The organism is Mycobacterium sp., from assembly GCF_025965855.1.
Taxonomy (GTDB): domain Bacteria; phylum Actinomycetota; class Actinomycetes; order Mycobacteriales; family Mycobacteriaceae; genus Mycobacterium.
In genome coordinates this window covers 1-14487 of record NZ_JAOPWB010000168.1, presented here as the reverse complement: position 1 = coordinate 14487, position 14487 = coordinate 1, and the positions used below count along the sequence as shown (strand labels likewise).

The following is a 14487-nucleotide window of genomic DNA, read 5'->3' as shown; positions in this document are numbered from 1 at the left end:
CTCCTGCAGCTGCAGCAGGTACTCGCTCTCCTTGATCCGCGCGCGGCCGTGCTGGCCGGGCGGGTAGGGACGCTTCTCGAAGGCCTGGTCCCCACCGACGAGGTCGGTGCGCAGCCGGCGCGATTTGCGAGTGATGGGTCCGGTGTAACGAGCCACGATTCCCTCCTAGACCCTTCTGCGCTTCGGCGGGCGCACGCCGTTGTGCGGCTGGGGGGTGACGTCGGAGATCGCGCCCACCTCCAGGCCGGCGGCCTGCAGCGACCGGATCGCGGTCTCCCGGCCCGAACCCGGGCCCTTCACGAACACGTCCACCTTCTTCACGCCGTGCTCCTGGGGCTTGCGCGCGGCGTTCTCGGCGGCCAGCTGCGCGGCGAAGGGGGTCGATTTCCGCGAGCCCTTGAAGCCGACGTGACCCGACGACGCCCAGGCGATGACGTTGCCCTGCGGGTCGGTGATCGTCACGATCGTGTTGTTGAACGTGCTCTTGATGTGCGCGGCGCCGTGCGGAATGTTCTTCTTTTCCCGCTTACGGGTCTTGTGCTGCCCCTTCTTGGGGGCCGAGCCGCTTGCCTTCTTCGGTGGCATCGGTTACCTGGCCTTCTTCTTGCCTGCGATGGTGCGCTTGGGGCCCTTGCGGGTCCGCGCATTGGTCTTGGTCCGCTGGCCGCGCACCGGCAGGCCGCGGCGGTGCCGCAGACCCTGGTAGCAGCCGATCTCGATCTTGCGGCGGATGTCGGCCTGTACCTCTCGGCGCAGGTCACCCTCCACCTTCAGGTTGGCCTCGATGTAGTCACGCAGGTGGGTCACCTGGTCATCGGTCAGATCCCTGGTGCGCAGGTCCCTGTCGATGCCGGTGGCCGCAAGAATTTCGTTCGAGCGGGTACGGCCGATGCCGAAGATGTAGGTCAGCGCGATCTCCATCCGCTTGTCACGCGGCAGATCGACGCCTACTAGTCGAGCCATAGGTGGCGTTTCCTCTTATCTCATGCGGAGGTCTGATCCCAGCCCGTTCCCGCTTCGCGGGGCCCGGCCTCCGTCCGGGCGTGAATGAGCGGCCCATCTGATCGATGCCAGCCGCTCACTGGTGCTGGGAGGTCTGCATTCAGTTGTGTCAACTGCTCGGGGGCTAGGTAATGGCGGCGGCCCGTCCCCCGCAAGCGGGCGGTACCCCCAGCGCGGCTACGCCGCGCTTGCGATCGCCGCTAGCCCTGGCGTTGCTTGTGGCGTGGATCTGAGCAGATCACCATGACCCGCCCATGCCGACGGATCACCCTGCACTTGTCACAGATTGGCTTGACGCTCGGGTTCACCTTCACGGCTGGTCGATCCTGTTCTGTCTACTCGTCGGTGGTTGGTTCGGGCTTCGGTCACTTGTACCGGTACACGATGCGGCCCCGGGACAGGTCGTAGGGAGACAACTCCACCACCACCCGGTCCTCGGGCAGGATGCGGATGTAGTGCTGCCGCATCTTGCCGCTGATGTGGGCGAGCACCTTGTGGCCGTTCTCCAGCTCAATGCGGAACATCGCATTGGGCAGGGGCTCGACCACGCGGCCCTCGACCTCGATGGCACCGTCCTTCTTGGCCATACTTGTCAGAAATCCTCGTCATTCGTTTCGTTCGCTTTGGCGCCCGGATCGGCGCGACGTATACACCGACTTCGAACGTGAGCCGGTGACAGGAAATTCCTAGGGACTGGGCACGCAAAAAGTCGGCGCGAAAACCGCACCGTTACTCCACGATACCTGGTCATTCGCGCTGGCCAAAATCGCCGTCAGAGGAATCGGGCCCACCCAACTCGAGCCGCCACAGGGCACCTGACGAGCGCATACTTAACGGCGATGACAAGCCCGGCACACCCCGATGCACAGCCCCGCAAACCCGTAATGCTGACCGTCGACGACGATCCGGCGGTGTCCCGAGCGGTGGCCCGGGACCTACGTCGTCGGTACGGCGAGGACCACCGCATCGTGCGCGCGGAATCGGGCCCCGACGCCCTGGAGACCCTCAAGCAACTCAAACTGCGGGGTGAAACGGTCGCCACGGTCATCGCCGACTACCGGATGCCGCAGATGACCGGTATCGAGTTCCTCGAACAGGCCATGGACCTGTATCCGGCGGCACGGCGGATCCTGCTCACGGCGTACGCCGACACCCACGCCGCTATCGACGCGATCAACGTCGTCGACCTCGATCACTACCTGCTCAAGCCGTGGGATCCGCCGGAGGAAAAGCTCTACCCCATCATCGACGCGCTTTTGGAAGCGTGGAAGCGCGCGCCGGAACGCCCCATTCCGCACACCAAGGTGATCGGACACCGCTGGTCGGCGCGGTCCTGGCAGGTCCGCGACTTCCTGGCCCGGAACGGGCTGTACTACACCTGGTTCATGGCCGACGAGCCCGCCGGCCAGCAGCTGTTGCAGGCCGCCGGCGAGGACGGCCTGCGGCTGCCGGTCGTTATCACCGAACGTGGCGAGCCCCTCGTCGATCCCACCGACACACAACTGGCCGACACGCTGGGCCTGTCCACCCAGCTGTCCAAGGACTTCTACGACCTGATCGTCATCGGCGGCGGCCCCGCCGGCCTGGCCGCCGCTGTCTATGGCGCCTCCGAGGGTCTGCGCACGGTGCTCATCGAACGCACCGCAACCGGTGGTCAGGCCGGCCAAAGTTCGCGGATCGAGAACTACCTGGGCTTTCCGGATGGTGTGTCGGGTGGCCAGTTGGCCGACCGCGCGCGCAGGCAGGCCGAGAAGTTCGGCGCCGAACTGATCACTGCCCGCACGGCCACCACGCTGGAGATCAATGGGTCCAAGCGCACCGTGCGGTTCGCCGACGGCGGATCCGTCGACGCGCACGCAGTCATCCTGGCCACCGGGGTCTCCTACCGCCAGCTGGACGCAACCGGGTGCGCCGAGCTGACCGGCCGGGGCGTCTACTACGGCGCGGCCACGTCCGTCGGGTCGGAGTGCAAGGACGAGGACGTCTACGTCATCGGCGGTGCGAATTCGGCCGGACAGGCCGCGATGTTTCTGTCCCGCGATGCCGCATCGGTGACCATCGTGGTGCGCGCGGCGTCGCTCGAGGCGTCGATGTCGTATTACCTGATTCAGCAGATCAAAGAGAACCCCAAAATCACCGTCCGCACCTGCTCCGAGGTTCACTGCGCCGTAGGAACCGACCACCTGGAGAAGCTGACCCTGGCCGACAACCGAACCGGCACCACCGAAGACGTCACCTGCGCCCGGATGTTCATCTTCATCGGCGCGGCGCCGCGCACCGAATGGCTCGACGGGGTGCTCGCCCGCGACGACCACGGCTTCCTGCTCACCGGCCCCGACCTGCGCAACGTGTGCGGTTGGGCATTGGACCGCCCACCCCATCACCTGGAAACCAGCGTCCCGGGCGTATTCGTCGCCGGCGACGTGCGCTCCGAGTCCGCCAAACGGGTCGCGGCGGCGGTCGGCGAGGGATCGATGGCCGTGATGCTCGTCCACCGCTACCTGTCGGAGTCATGACGGCATGACCACGAAGACGCCGTGTGAGCCCGCTGAGCTGCGCACCCTGTTCCTGTTCGAGGCCCTCACCGACGAGCAGCTCGCGGTGTTATGCACCAACGGCCACATCCAGAATTACGAGCCGGGGCCGATCTGCGTCGAAGGCGAACCGGCGACCTGCTTCTACGTCCTCATCGAGGGCGAGCTGATGATGTCGAAGCTCTCCGGCGGTCAGCAGATCGAAACGAACCGGACCTCGCAGCGCGGCGTGTACTGCGGCGCCTGGCGGGCGTTCACCGGCAGGCCGGAGCAGAGCTACGACGCCTCGGTGCACGTGACCAAACCGTCGCGCTTCTTCGTGATGGACGCGCCCATCTTCGCCCAGTTCATGAGGGACCAGTTCCCGATGGCGGTTCACCTGCTCGACGGGATCGCGGTCGGCACCGACCGGACCCGCCGGATCATCGACAACCGGGAGAAGCTGCTGGCGCTGGGCCGGCTGTCGGCCGGGTTGACCCATCAGCTGAACAATCCCGCCGCGGCCATCGCGCGCGCCACGGCCGACCTGCGCGGCCGGGTCGCCGGCATGCGCGACAAGCTGGCTATGCTGGCCGACGGCACCGTCACCCCCGAGGCGCTCAGCGCCCTGGTGCTGCTGCAGCAAGGGGTCGCCGAGCAGGTCGCCAAGTCGGGATCGCAGAACCTGAGCGCGATCGAGACCGCCGACCGCGAGGACGCCGTCGGCGAGTGGCTGGCGGACCACGGCATCGACGGCGGATGGGATATCGCACCGACATTCGTCGAAGGCGGCCTCGACACCGACTGGCTGGAGCGGATTTCGGCGGCCGCCGACGAGCTCGCGTCGACATCGTTGGAGGAGGCGATCCGGTGGATCAACTACACCATCGAAAGCGAGCTGCTGATGAACCAGATCGCGGAAGCAAGCAAACGGATTTCGGCGTTGGTCGCCGACGCCAAACAGTATTCGCAGCTGGACCGGGCTCCGTTCCAGGTGGCCGATGTGCACGAGCTGCTGCGCAGCACACTGGTGATGTTCGCCGACCGGTTGAGCAAAGACGACACCAGCAAGGACGCCAAAGCCATCACTGTGGTCAAGGATTTCGATAAATCGCTTCCCGAAATCCCTTGCTATCCAGGCGATCTCAATCAGGTATGGACTAACATCATCGACAACGCGATCGCCGCGATGCGCGATAGGGCCGGCACGCTGACCATCCGCACCTGCCGGGAGGGCGAGAAGATGGCCCGAGTCGAGATCTGCGACACCGGCCCAGGGATCCCCGACGACGTACGCGAGCACATCTTCGAGCCGTTCTTCACCACCAAACCGTTCGGGGAAGGCACCGGCCTCGGGCTGGACCTGGCATTCAACATCGTCGTCAAGAACCATCGTGGAGACCTGCGAGTGGAATCGGTGCCAGGCGATACGCGGTTCATCGTGCTGCTGCCGCTAGAGAGGCCGCCGGCCGTGGACGCAGCGGAGCCGGAATAGCACCACCACATCCCCGGTTGGAGACGGCATGACAGACGCTCATGCCAATTCTTCTGCAACCAAACCCAACCTCGGCCGGTTCGGATCGTTCGGACGCGGCGTGACGCCCCAGCAAGCCAAAGAAATCGAATCCCTGGGCTACGGGGCCGTCTGGGTGGGTGGTTCCCCGCCCGCCGAGCTGGCCTGGGTGGAGCCCCTCCTCGAGGCGACGACCACATTGCAGGTGGCCACCGGCATCGTCAACATTTGGTCGGCGCCCGCCGGGCCGGTGGCCGAGTCGTTTCACCGCATCGACAAGGCCTACCCCGGCCGCTTCCTGCTCGGCATCGGCGTGGGCCACCCGGAAGCGGTCAGCGAGTACCGCAAGCCCTACGACGCGCTGGTGGACTACTTGGACAAGCTCGACGAATACGGCGTGCCGGTCAACCGGCGCGTGATCGCGGCCCTGGGTCCGCGGGTGCTGAAGCTGTCGGCGGAACGCGCTGCCGGTGCGCACCCCTACCTGACCACCCCCGAGCACACCGCGCAGGCCCGCGAACTGATCGGCCCGTCGGCGTTCCTGGCGCCCGAACACAAGGTGGTGCTCACCACCGACGCCGAGGAGGCCCGTGCGGTGGGCCGCAAGGCGCTCGACATCTATTTCAACCTGGCCAATTACCGCAACAACTGGAAGCGGCTGGGCTTCTCCGAGGAGGAGGTCACCCGCCCGGGCAGCGACCGCCTGGTCGACTCGGTGGTGGCTTACGGCACGCCGGACGAGATCGCCGCGCGGCTGAAACAGCACCTCGACGCGGGCGCCGACCACGTGGCCGTGCAGGTCCTCACCAAGGATGAAAACCTGGTCTCGGCGCTGGCCGAATTGGCGGGGCCGCTCGGACTGGGCTAGCAGACGCGAGGGGGACCTGGATGACCGAGGCAGTCGCACTGAAACCCGACCTGGGCCGATTTGGCGTATTTCTGCCCACCCGCTCGATCACGCCCGACCTGGCCTCCAAGATCGAATCGCTCGGCTACGGCGCCGTCTGGATCGGCGGCTCGCCGGACGCGGAACTGGCCTGGGTCGACCCGGCCCTGGCACGGACGAGTTCGCTGCAACTGGCGACCGGGATCGTCAACATCTGGTCCGCTCCGGCGCCGGCGGTCGCCGACTCCTTCGCGCGCATCGAAGGCGCCCACCCGGGCAGGTTTCTGCTCGGTGTCGGGGTGGGCCACCGCGAGCACACCGACGAGTACGTCAAGCCCTACGACGCCCTGGTCAGCTACCTCGACGCGCTCGACGCCGCGATGGTGCCCACCAGCCGGCGGGTGCTCGCGGCGCTCGGGCCACGGGTGTTGCGGCTGGCGGCCGAACGCAGCGCCGGCGCGCACCCGTACCTGACCACGCCCGAACACACGGCCAAGGCGCGCGAACAGGTGGGGAAGTCGGTGTTTCTGGCGCCGGAGCACAAGGTGGTGCTCACCACCGACCCCGGGGAAGCCCGCGCGATCGGCCGCCGGACCGCCGACCACTACCTGGCGCTGAGCAATTACGTGAGCAACTTGCAGCGGCTGGGGTTCACCCAGGACGACGTGCGCAGGCCCGGCAGCGACAAGCTGATCGACGCCGTGGTGGCCCATGGCAGCCCGGAGGCCGTTGCGCGGCGCCTCGAGGAGCACTGCGCGGCCGGTGCGGACCATGTGGCGATCCAGGTGCTGGGGACTGCGAACGAAGCGGCGCTGGGCGAGCTGGCCGGGCCATTGGGGCTAACTCCCCCAAACTGATCACCCCGCTCGGTTAGGGTGTTGGACCATGCGATTGCTGGTCACCGGGGGCGCCGGCTTCATCGGCGCGAATTTCGTGCACAGCACGGCGCGGGAGCATCCCGAGGATGCCGTGACGGTGCTTGACGCTTTCACCTACGCCGGGCGGCGCGAGTCACTGGCCGACGTCGATGACGCCATCAGGCTGGTGGAGGGAGACATCACCGATGCCGCGCTGGTCGACAGGCTGGTGGGCGAGTCCGACGCGGTCGTGCACTTCGCCGCCGAGAGCCACGTGGACAACGCGCTGGACGACCCGGAGCCGTTTCTGCGTACCAACGTGATCGGGACGTACACCATCCTGGAAGCGGTGCGACGCCACCGCGTGCGGCTGCACCACGTCTCGACCGACGAGGTCTACGGCGACCTGGAGCTTGACGACCCCAAGCGGTTCACCGAGTCGACGCCGTACAACCCGTCGAGTCCGTACTCGGGGACCAAAGCCGGCGCCGACATGCTCGTCCGGGCCTGGGTGCGGTCGTACGGGGTGCGTGCGACGATCTCCAACTGCTCCAACAACTACGGGCCGTATCAGCACATCGAGAAATTCATCCCGCGCCAGATCACCAACGTGCTCACCGGTCGTCGACCCAAGTTGTACGGCAGGGGCGCCAATGTGCGCGACTGGATCCACGTCGACGATCACAACAGCGCGGTGCGGCGCATCCTCGAGAAGGGGCGGATCGGCCAGACTTACCTCATCGGCGCCGAGGGCGAGCGCGACAACCTCAGTGTGCTGCGCACGCTGCTGCAGATGATGGGCCGCGACCCCGACGATTTCGACCACGTCCCCGACCGCGCCGGTCACGACCTGCGCTACGCGATCGACCCGTCGCTGCTGTATGACGAATTGTGCTGGGCGCCAAAGCATACCGACTTCGAAGAGGGCTTGCGAGCCACCATTGACTGGTATCGTGCCAACGAGTCGTGGTGGCGCCCGCTGAAAGAAGCCGCGGAGACGCGCTACGAGGAACGAGGGCGGTGAGGTGAAGGTTCGTGAGCTCAAAGTCCCGGGCGCGTGGGAGATCACCCCGACCATCCACGGTGATTCCCGTGGCGCGCTTTTCGAATGGTTCACCAACCGGGAATTCACCGGGTTCGCCGGCCATCGGCTGGACGTCCTGCAGGCCAACTGCTCGGTGTCGTCGGCCGGCGTGCTGCGCGGCCTGCACTTCGCCCAGATGCCACCGAGCCAGGCCAAATACGTGACCTGCGTGTCCGGCGCGGTGTTCGACGTTGTCGTCGACATCCGCGTCAGCTCACCGACTTTCGGCCAGTGGGACTCGGTTCTGCTCGACGACAAGGACCGCCGGACGATCTATGTCTCCGAAGGCCTCGGGCACGGATTCCTTGCACTGCAAGACAATTCGGTGGTTATGTATCTGTGCTCGACGGAATACGACCCGCAACGCGAGCACACCATCTGCGCGACGGACCCGGCGCTGGCGATCGACTGGCCGCTGGTCGACGGCGCCGCGCCCAGCTTGTCCGACCGCGACGCCGCCGCCCCCAGCCTGGACGAAGTCCGCGCCTCCGGCCTCCTGCCCACCTGGGAGGAGACGCAAAGCTTCATCAGTGGTATGCGTGAAGCGTGAGTTGTTGACCGCCGTCGTGGCCGCAACGGTCGCGGGCGGGGCCGGGTGTGCCAACGGCAACAAAGCGTCCGGTCCATCGTCATCCAGCCAAACATCTTCCAGCACAACGTCATCAAGCGCCGCAGCGGCCGGGCCGGTACAGGTCACGATCGGCGGCCAACCCCAGCACGTCAGTGGTAGGTGGTGTGCGCGACCAACAATGGCAAGTTCTCCATCGCCGTCGGCGACATGGCCACCGGCATCATCATCGGCCTCGAACCCGACGCGTCGGTGGTCCGGGACGCCGGCCTCGGCACCGTCGACGGCGTGGTCATGAACTTCACCGAGGGCGTGCCCGGCGAGAACGCCACCGCCACCAAGACCGGCAACACCTACAAGATCACCGGCGTGGCCAGCGGCACCGACGCCACGGGCGCGCAGGTCCATAAGCCTTTCGAGGTCAGCGTCACCTGCCCCTAAGGCGCCCCGACGTCGCCGAGCCAGCTGCGCGCAGCCCGTCCGCGAAGCCCAGACCGACGCGCTCATCGAAAAGTTCTGCGCCACAAAGCCTTCCTGACGCACGACCCGCACTGGGATGCCGACACGACTTTCGAGTGGCCGCATTGTCGCCGAAAACGGCTAATTTCGCCGCCGGGCACGCCTACCATCCGCTTATCGCTGATCGCCGGGGTTTGGGAGGTGTCAGATGTCGTTTGTGATCGCGGTGCCGGAAATGGTCACGGGCGCGGCAACAGATTTGGCCGGCCTCGGCTCCGCGATCAACGCGGCCCATGCGGCGGCGGTTGCACGCACGACCGGGGTGCTGGCGGCCGCCGACGATGAGGTGTCGGCGGCGATAGCGACGGTGTTTTCCCGGCACGCCACGGGATATCAAGCGCTCAGTGCGCAGGCCGCGGCTTTCCACGCACAGTTGGTGCAGACCCTCAATGCCGGCGCGGGGATGTATGCGGCGACCGAGGCCGCCAACGCTTCACCCCTGCAGGTCCTCGAGCAAGACGTGCTCGGCGTGATCAACGCGCCAACCAACACATTGCTGGGCCGTCCCCTGATCGGCCACGGCGCCGACGGCACCACCACCGCGCACGGGATCGGGACGCCCGGCGGGCCCGGTGGGATCTTGATCGGCAGCGGCGGTAACGGCGGCGACAGCATCGCGATCGGGGTGCCCGGCGGTGCCGGCGGCCCGGCCGGGTTGATCGGCGGGGGCGGCACCGGCGGCATGGGTGGGTGGGGCACGCCCGGCGGTGTCGGGGGGACCGCGGGGTTGCTGTGGGGCAACGGCGGAACCGGCGGTATCGGCGGGCCCCTCAGCGTCGGCGGCACGGGGGGCAGCGCGTTGTGGTTCGGCAACGGTGGGTCCGGTGGGCTGGGCGGCGAACTTGCCGGCCTGGGCGGGACTGGTGGCCGTGGCGGATTGCTGGTCGGCGTCGGCGGACCGGGCGGGACGGGCGGCGTTCTGGGTGGCCCCGGCGGGGCCGGGGGGCTCGGCGGCTTCCTGGGGACATCCGGGGCCACCGGCGCCACCGGTGGGCCGGCCACCGTTCCGCTGTACGCCGATGGCATCCGCACCGACGCGCTCATCTCCATAGCCGGCGGACCGCAATCCCAAGTGATAGTCGACACCGGCTCCACCGGTCTGTTGGTCCCGCCTCAATTCGTCAATCCGGCGACGCTCGGCGCTCCCACCGGATCTGGCACAGCCAATTACGGCAACAGCGCAAGCAGCTTGAGCGAAACGTTCACCACGTATACCGCGCCGGTGAATTTCGGCAACGGCATCATCACCGCGCCGACCACCGTGGGCGTCATCACCTCCATAACCGAAAACGGACAGACACTTCCGGGCACCAACGGGTTTGCCGTCATGGGTGTCGGGGCGAATGCCGGGACCTGGCAGATGAATTCGGGTACCGCCCCGGGCCCCGTGATCACGGCTTTGCCGGGCACCCTCGGTCAGGGTGTGCTCTTCAACGAACCCGGGGGCTATTTTCAGTTCAGCAGCAACCCGCTGCCCTCCTACGCCTCGTTGCCCGGAGCGCCGATCACCACCCTGTACGTATCGATCGGCGGTGGCTTCCTCAGCGGCAACGTCTCCTCCTTTATCGATTCCGGTGGTGCCTTCGGCGCCGTCCCGCGGCAGCTACTGCCGCTCAGTCAGCTCTTCAACGCCTATGTTCCGGCGGGAGACACCATCTCGGTCTACACCGCCAATGGGGGGACCCTGCTGTATTCGCAAACGGTGACCGGTACGGCCCCCAATCTCCCACAAGTGGTGTCGAACCTCGATTACTTCAACACCGGGGTCTATCCCTTCACGCAGACACCGATCTACCTCTCCTACAGCCCCGGCGGCACGGGGACGATGTACTTCGATACCTGAGTCAGGCGGCCACACGCCGTTTCAGCGGCCACCTGACAAAAGCGGCAGCCCACAGCAGTACGCACAGCGCCTCGGCAACCACGGTGAGCGCCGCGTGGGGCGCCGGTTCCCATCCGCGCTCGGTGAAGCCGAACAGCCCGACGGTCCGCGAGAGGATGAACGCCACCAGGGAGCCGCCTGCCATCGCGGCGGCGGACCATTCGACCCACCAGGGACCGCCGGCGGCGACCAGCAGAGCCAACGAGAACGAGACGCTGGCCTGGATCAGGAAGGAGGTGCCGATCATCGGAATATGTTGGTAGCCGTGGAGATACAGGTAGGCATGGCTGAAGGCGCTGACGGCCAAGGAAGCGGCCAGGCCGAGTCGAAGCAAGAGTTTCATTGCAGCGTCGTCTCTTTCAATGCCAGGGCGGTCTGCCCCTTGGTGTAGTTGACCTCGCGAATCCCCAGGGCGTCGCGCAGTTTGCCGGCGGGCAGGGTGACCGGCTTGGGCACCGGCCCGTCACCGGGATGGGGCAACGGGTAGGCGGTCGTCGTCCCGCTGTAGAACGTCACGTTGCCTTCCGTCTTGGAAAACAGTTGGTGCACATGCCCGTTGAGGCAAGTCACCGACGAGAAGCGGTTCAAATAGCTCAGCGCCTGGGTGGCGTCGTCGGTGCCCCAGCCCCAGTCCGGATACATCGCGAACAACGGGATGTGGCTGAACACGATGATGGGCGTATCGCTGGACAATCCCGCGACGTCCTTCTCGATGAACTCCAACTGGTCGACGCCCAAATGCCCAAGCTTCTTCAGGTTCAGGGTGTTCACCAGGGCGATCACGTGGGCACCGGCGATGTCGAAGCTGTACCACCCGTCGCCACGGGTTCCGGCACCGAAGACGCTGCGGTACTTCTGTCCCGCGTCATCGACCGAATCGTGTTCGCCGGGCACCGTGAACACGTGCGGTGTCTGCAGCTTGGAGAGCATCTGCTTCACCTGGTCGAACTGCTCGGGGCTCGACAGGTGGGTGAGGTCGCCGGTGTGAATGACGAAATCCGGTGTGTAGCCAAGGCTGTTGATCTGATCGATCGCGTGGCCGAACGTGCTGGTGACGTCGGGGTTGGGCGGGCCGCTGAAGCCGATGTGGCTGTCACTCACCTGGGCGAAACGCAGCGTGGGCCGGGCGCTGGCGTGCGAGGCCGACGCCGTGCCGGCCACATGCGAGAGGACCTCGCCGCCGACGACGGCGAACCCGACCGCCGCGCCGAACCACGCCGAGTGCCGCATCAGCTGGCGGCGGGTCATCGTGTTCGGGTCGTTGGCATTCATGCCGTCACCACCACGGTGCCGTGCATCATCGGGTGAATCGAGCAAACGTAGTCGAACTTCCCCGCGGTCGGGAAGGCGTGCGAGAAGGTGGCGCCCGTCCCCATTCCGGGCGAGTGAAACGAACCGTCGGTGGCGGCCACCGTGTGCGGTTCTTCGTCGCGGTTGGTCCATGTGACGGTGCTGCCCGCCTTGACGGTCAAGGTGGCCGGCGCGAAGGCGAAGTTGTCGATGCTGACCTGGTCGCCCGCGACCGCAGCCGGCGAACCGGTTGCCGGCGCCGCGCCCGCCGACGGACTCGGCATCGAGGGCATCCCGCTCATGCCCGGCATCCCGGGCGTGCCGCTGGCGTTCGATCCGAAGGTCACCGACGGCTGGGCGGCCGGCGGCGACGACGAGCAGCCGGCCAGCAGCACACCGAGGGCCGACGCCGCGACCAGATGTTTTCGAAGCTTGGCGATGTTCATACCAAGAGATATGGCGGCGGGTTACACGTTGCGACGTGGCGGGGCGAACACCTCGATTACGCCGTTGACCTCGCGAACCATCAGCGCGGGCAATGGCTTCGGAGTGATCGCCAACTGGTGGGTGCGAACCTGCCCGCTGGGCGAGAACGACGTCGTGTGGCAGGGGCAGTGCAGCGCGTCGTCTTGTGCGTCGAACCACAGCCGGCACCCCTGATGGGTGCAGACGCCGGAGATGGCTTGGGGTTTGCCGTCGACGCGGTGGACGAATCCGGTGACCGAGCCGAGATCGAACGGATGCATGACGCCGTCGGGCACTTCCGAGCTCGATGCGACGCGCTGCCAGCTCCCGTCGTTGGGCGTCAGCTCACCGGCTGCGACACCGGAGGTGGGGCCTTCCGTCGGGACGCCGATCACGGCGCGATCGATGGAAACCGCGGCGGCCGCGGCGGCCGCGGCGGCCGACGCGCCCACGATGACCTGCCGGCGCGTCGTGCTTTGCTTGGCCGCCGCTTTCGCCGGCGCGCCGATCATCTGCTCGGCCAGGCGGCTGTGCAGGTCGGTGAGGAATTCCTGCCGCGGCTCTTCAGCACCCTGCCGGGACGCTCGCAGTTCGATCGCCGTCCGGAGCTGCGCCGCCTCGAAGTCGTCGGGCTGAAACGGCTTCGGACGGCGGCCCCTCAACAGGTCGTCGACATAGCGCCGCAAGCCTCGCGCGTTCATGGCTGACCTCCCTCGTTGACCTGTGCCGCCAGCCGCAGGGCGCGGTGTTGGAGCACTTTGGCGTTGGCGACGCTGATCCCAAGTTCGGCGGCGGACTCCTTGATCGAATTGCCTTGCAAAAAACGCATTTCCAAAATCTGTCGATACCGGTCCGGCAGAGTGTCGAGAACTTGGGCGACACGCTGGGGCGCGGTGCTGATCGCTTCGTCGCTATCGGGTGGTTGTTCGATGTCTTCGATCGAGGTTATCTCCCGACCCAAAGTCTGCCGCCAGTGCGCGGCCAGGACGGTCCTCGCCGTGGCCCGCAGGTAGGCACGCACCTCGCCGACGCTCGCGGTCAGGCGCAGCGGCCGCAGCGCGGCCAGAAAGACCTCCGCGGTGAGGTCCTCGGCGTCGGCGCGGTTGCCCACCCGGGCGAACAGCGTGCGGTACACCCAGGACGCGTTGTCCTGGTACACGGCTTCCCAGTCGGGGTAGCCGCCGTCGGGGACCGCGCGCAGCAGTCGCGGGCCGACGGGTTCGTTTTGAGCCGCCACGGTCCTCCTTCACCCATCAATATTGGACCGGGTTACACGAGGCCCGTCAGCTCTCGAGGCGGCCATCAGCCGACCCAGCTTCGTGGCAGGTCGGTTTCGATGGTGTGCACACGGGATAAAGGCTAACCCGCCCAGCATCGTGGTGGTTGTGGTTACACCGCCCGGGCCTCGACCACGCTGAGGGGCGAAGCGGTTTGGACCACCCGGGTGATCTGGAATCCGGCCTGGCTGAGCAGATCTCGGTACTCCGCGGCGGTGCGTTCCCGGGCCCCCAAATTCAGCAGCATCTCCAAATCCACCCATTTACCCGGGAAGTCACGGTCGTGCTCGGGGATGATCAATTCGACCAGCAGCACCGTGGCTCGGGGCCCGGCTGCCGCGCGTACGTTACGCAGGATCTGCACCGCTTTTTCGTCGGGCCAGTCGTGGATGATGTTCTTGAGGATGTAGGCGTCGCCACCGCCCGGGACGCTGTCGAAGAACGACCCCTCCGCGATGCACACACGGTCGGCGACGTTGTACTGGCGCAAACACTTTGGGGCATCGGCGACCACCTGCGGCAGGTCGTAGAGTACGCCCCGCGAAGCCGGCGCGCCCGCCAGGATGGCGGCCAGCAGCGGACCGTGCCCGCCGCCCACGTCGACGATCGTGGGGTAGACGCTGAAGTCGTA

Annotated in this window: 18 protein-coding genes and 1 pseudogene; 8 read left to right on the top strand and 11 right to left on the bottom strand. The window is 66.8% G+C overall.

Annotation, left to right across the window (positions count from 1 at the left end; genetic code table 11):
- The 5 genes and pseudogenes from JWP83_RS13635 to infA all read right to left on the bottom strand — a co-directional run.
- Positions 1-156 (bottom strand): annotated as a pseudogene (locus tag JWP83_RS13635) (30S ribosomal protein S4); the annotation flags it as partial.
- A gap of 9 nt (positions 157-165) precedes the next feature.
- Positions 166-585, bottom strand: coding sequence for a 30S ribosomal protein S11 (gene rpsK / locus JWP83_RS13630; RefSeq protein ID WP_297730659.1), 420 nt, complete (start codon positions 583-585; stop codon positions 166-168).
- A 3-nt stretch (positions 586-588) separates the two neighbouring features.
- Positions 589-963: a 30S ribosomal protein S13 gene (gene rpsM, locus JWP83_RS13625; RefSeq protein WP_297730657.1), complete on the bottom strand. Its 375-nt coding sequence runs from the start codon at positions 961-963 to the stop codon at positions 589-591.
- Between the two features lie 239 nt (positions 964-1202).
- The gene (gene rpmJ / locus JWP83_RS13620; protein ID WP_003879483.1) at positions 1203-1316 is read right to left on the bottom strand and encodes a 50S ribosomal protein L36; all 114 of its coding nucleotides are present in this window, start codon (positions 1314-1316) and stop codon (positions 1203-1205) included.
- 51 nt (positions 1317-1367) lie between these two features.
- On the bottom strand, positions 1368-1589 hold the full coding sequence (gene infA / locus JWP83_RS13615; RefSeq protein WP_003418601.1) for a translation initiation factor IF-1: 222 nt from the start codon (positions 1587-1589) through the stop codon (positions 1368-1370).
- A gap of 252 nt (positions 1590-1841) precedes the next feature.
- Between infA and JWP83_RS13610 the strand changes: the two genes are divergently transcribed.
- The 8 genes from JWP83_RS13610 to JWP83_RS13575 all read left to right on the top strand — a co-directional run bounded on the left by JWP83_RS13610 (position 1842) and on the right by JWP83_RS13575 (position 10785).
- The gene (locus JWP83_RS13610; RefSeq protein WP_297730655.1) at positions 1842-3518 is read left to right on the top strand and encodes an FAD-dependent oxidoreductase; all 1677 of its coding nucleotides are present in this window, start codon (positions 1842-1844) and stop codon (positions 3516-3518) included.
- A 4-nt stretch (positions 3519-3522) separates the two neighbouring features.
- Positions 3523-5010 carry an ATP-binding protein gene (locus JWP83_RS13605; RefSeq protein ID WP_297730653.1) on the top strand — a complete coding sequence of 496 codons (1488 nt, stop codon included), beginning with the start codon at positions 3523-3525 and terminating at the stop codon, positions 5008-5010.
- A gap of 28 nt (positions 5011-5038) precedes the next feature.
- Positions 5039-5896, top strand: a complete 858-nt coding sequence (locus JWP83_RS13600) for an LLM class F420-dependent oxidoreductase (protein ID WP_297730651.1) — start codon at positions 5039-5041, stop codon at positions 5894-5896.
- A gap of 20 nt (positions 5897-5916) precedes the next feature.
- Positions 5917-6771, top strand: coding sequence for an LLM class F420-dependent oxidoreductase (locus tag JWP83_RS13595; protein WP_297730649.1), 855 nt, complete (start codon positions 5917-5919; stop codon positions 6769-6771).
- Between the two features lie 28 nt (positions 6772-6799).
- Complete coding sequence (rfbB, locus tag JWP83_RS13590; RefSeq protein ID WP_297730647.1) at positions 6800-7795, top strand: dTDP-glucose 4,6-dehydratase; 996 nt, start codon at positions 6800-6802, stop codon at positions 7793-7795.
- A 1-nt stretch (position 7796) separates the two neighbouring features.
- On the top strand, positions 7797-8405 hold the full coding sequence (gene rfbC / locus JWP83_RS13585; protein WP_297730645.1) for a dTDP-4-dehydrorhamnose 3,5-epimerase: 609 nt from the start codon (positions 7797-7799) through the stop codon (positions 8403-8405).
- Positions 8406-8588: 183 nt separating this feature from the next.
- A complete protein-coding gene (locus tag JWP83_RS13580; protein ID WP_297730643.1) occupies positions 8589-8864 on the top strand; it encodes a lipoprotein LpqH in 276 nt (91 codons plus the stop codon).
- Between the two features lie 226 nt (positions 8865-9090).
- Positions 9091-10785 (top strand): PecA family PE domain-processing aspartic protease, encoded by a 1695-nt coding sequence (locus JWP83_RS13575; RefSeq protein ID WP_297730641.1) that lies wholly within the window; start codon positions 9091-9093, stop codon positions 10783-10785.
- 1 nt (position 10786) lies between these two features.
- Here the strand turns inward: JWP83_RS13575 and JWP83_RS13570 are convergent, their stop codons facing one another.
- The 6 genes from JWP83_RS13570 to JWP83_RS13545 form a co-directional block, all read right to left on the bottom strand.
- On the bottom strand, positions 10787-11167 hold the full coding sequence (locus JWP83_RS13570) for a hypothetical protein (protein ID WP_297730639.1): 381 nt from the start codon (positions 11165-11167) through the stop codon (positions 10787-10789).
- The gene (locus JWP83_RS13565) at positions 11164-12096 is read right to left on the bottom strand and encodes a metallophosphoesterase (protein WP_297730637.1); all 933 of its coding nucleotides are present in this window, start codon (positions 12094-12096) and stop codon (positions 11164-11166) included. The genes JWP83_RS13570 and JWP83_RS13565 overlap by 4 nt, the downstream gene beginning before the upstream one ends.
- On the bottom strand, positions 12093-12560 hold the full coding sequence (locus tag JWP83_RS13560) for a cupredoxin family copper-binding protein (RefSeq protein ID WP_297730635.1): 468 nt from the start codon (positions 12558-12560) through the stop codon (positions 12093-12095). Before JWP83_RS13560 ends, JWP83_RS13565 begins: the two co-directional genes overlap by 4 nt.
- A gap of 21 nt (positions 12561-12581) precedes the next feature.
- The gene (locus JWP83_RS13555) at positions 12582-13280 is read right to left on the bottom strand and encodes a Rieske (2Fe-2S) protein (RefSeq protein WP_297730633.1); all 699 of its coding nucleotides are present in this window, start codon (positions 13278-13280) and stop codon (positions 12582-12584) included.
- On the bottom strand, positions 13277-13816 hold the full coding sequence (locus tag JWP83_RS13550) for an RNA polymerase sigma factor (RefSeq protein WP_297730631.1): 540 nt from the start codon (positions 13814-13816) through the stop codon (positions 13277-13279). The genes JWP83_RS13555 and JWP83_RS13550 overlap by 4 nt, the downstream gene beginning before the upstream one ends.
- A gap of 152 nt (positions 13817-13968) precedes the next feature.
- Positions 13969-14487: methyltransferase (locus JWP83_RS13545; protein WP_297730629.1), on the bottom strand; the 519-nt coding region annotated here is incomplete at its 5' end.

Coding starts and splice junctions, on each gene's coding strand:
- infA (WP_003418601.1), bottom strand. CDS start 1,589: ATGGCCAAGAAGGACGGTGCCATCGAGGTCGAGGGCCGCGTGGTCGAG.
- JWP83_RS13595 (WP_297730649.1), top strand. CDS start 5,917: ATGACCGAGGCAGTCGCACTGAAACCCGACCTGGGCCGATTTGGCGTA.
- JWP83_RS13570 (WP_297730639.1), bottom strand. CDS start 11,167: ATGAAACTCTTGCTTCGACTCGGCCTGGCCGCTTCCTTGGCCGTCAGC.
- JWP83_RS13605 (WP_297730653.1), top strand. CDS start 3,523: ATGACCACGAAGACGCCGTGTGAGCCCGCTGAGCTGCGCACCCTGTTC.
- JWP83_RS13600 (WP_297730651.1), top strand. CDS start 5,039: ATGACAGACGCTCATGCCAATTCTTCTGCAACCAAACCCAACCTCGGC.
- JWP83_RS13575 (WP_297730641.1), top strand. CDS start 9,091: ATGTCGTTTGTGATCGCGGTGCCGGAAATGGTCACGGGCGCGGCAACA.
- JWP83_RS13560 (WP_297730635.1), bottom strand. CDS start 12,560: ATGAACATCGCCAAGCTTCGAAAACATCTGGTCGCGGCGTCGGCCCTC.
- JWP83_RS13565 (WP_297730637.1), bottom strand. CDS start 12,096: ATGAATGCCAACGACCCGAACACGATGACCCGCCGCCAGCTGATGCGG.
- rfbB (WP_297730647.1), top strand. CDS start 6,800: ATGCGATTGCTGGTCACCGGGGGCGCCGGCTTCATCGGCGCGAATTTC.
- JWP83_RS13555 (WP_297730633.1), bottom strand. CDS start 13,280: ATGAACGCGCGAGGCTTGCGGCGCTATGTCGACGACCTGTTGAGGGGC.
- rpsM (WP_297730657.1), bottom strand. CDS start 963: ATGGCTCGACTAGTAGGCGTCGATCTGCCGCGTGACAAGCGGATGGAG.
- rpsK (WP_297730659.1), bottom strand. CDS start 585: ATGCCACCGAAGAAGGCAAGCGGCTCGGCCCCCAAGAAGGGGCAGCAC.
- JWP83_RS13610 (WP_297730655.1), top strand. CDS start 1,842: ATGACAAGCCCGGCACACCCCGATGCACAGCCCCGCAAACCCGTAATG.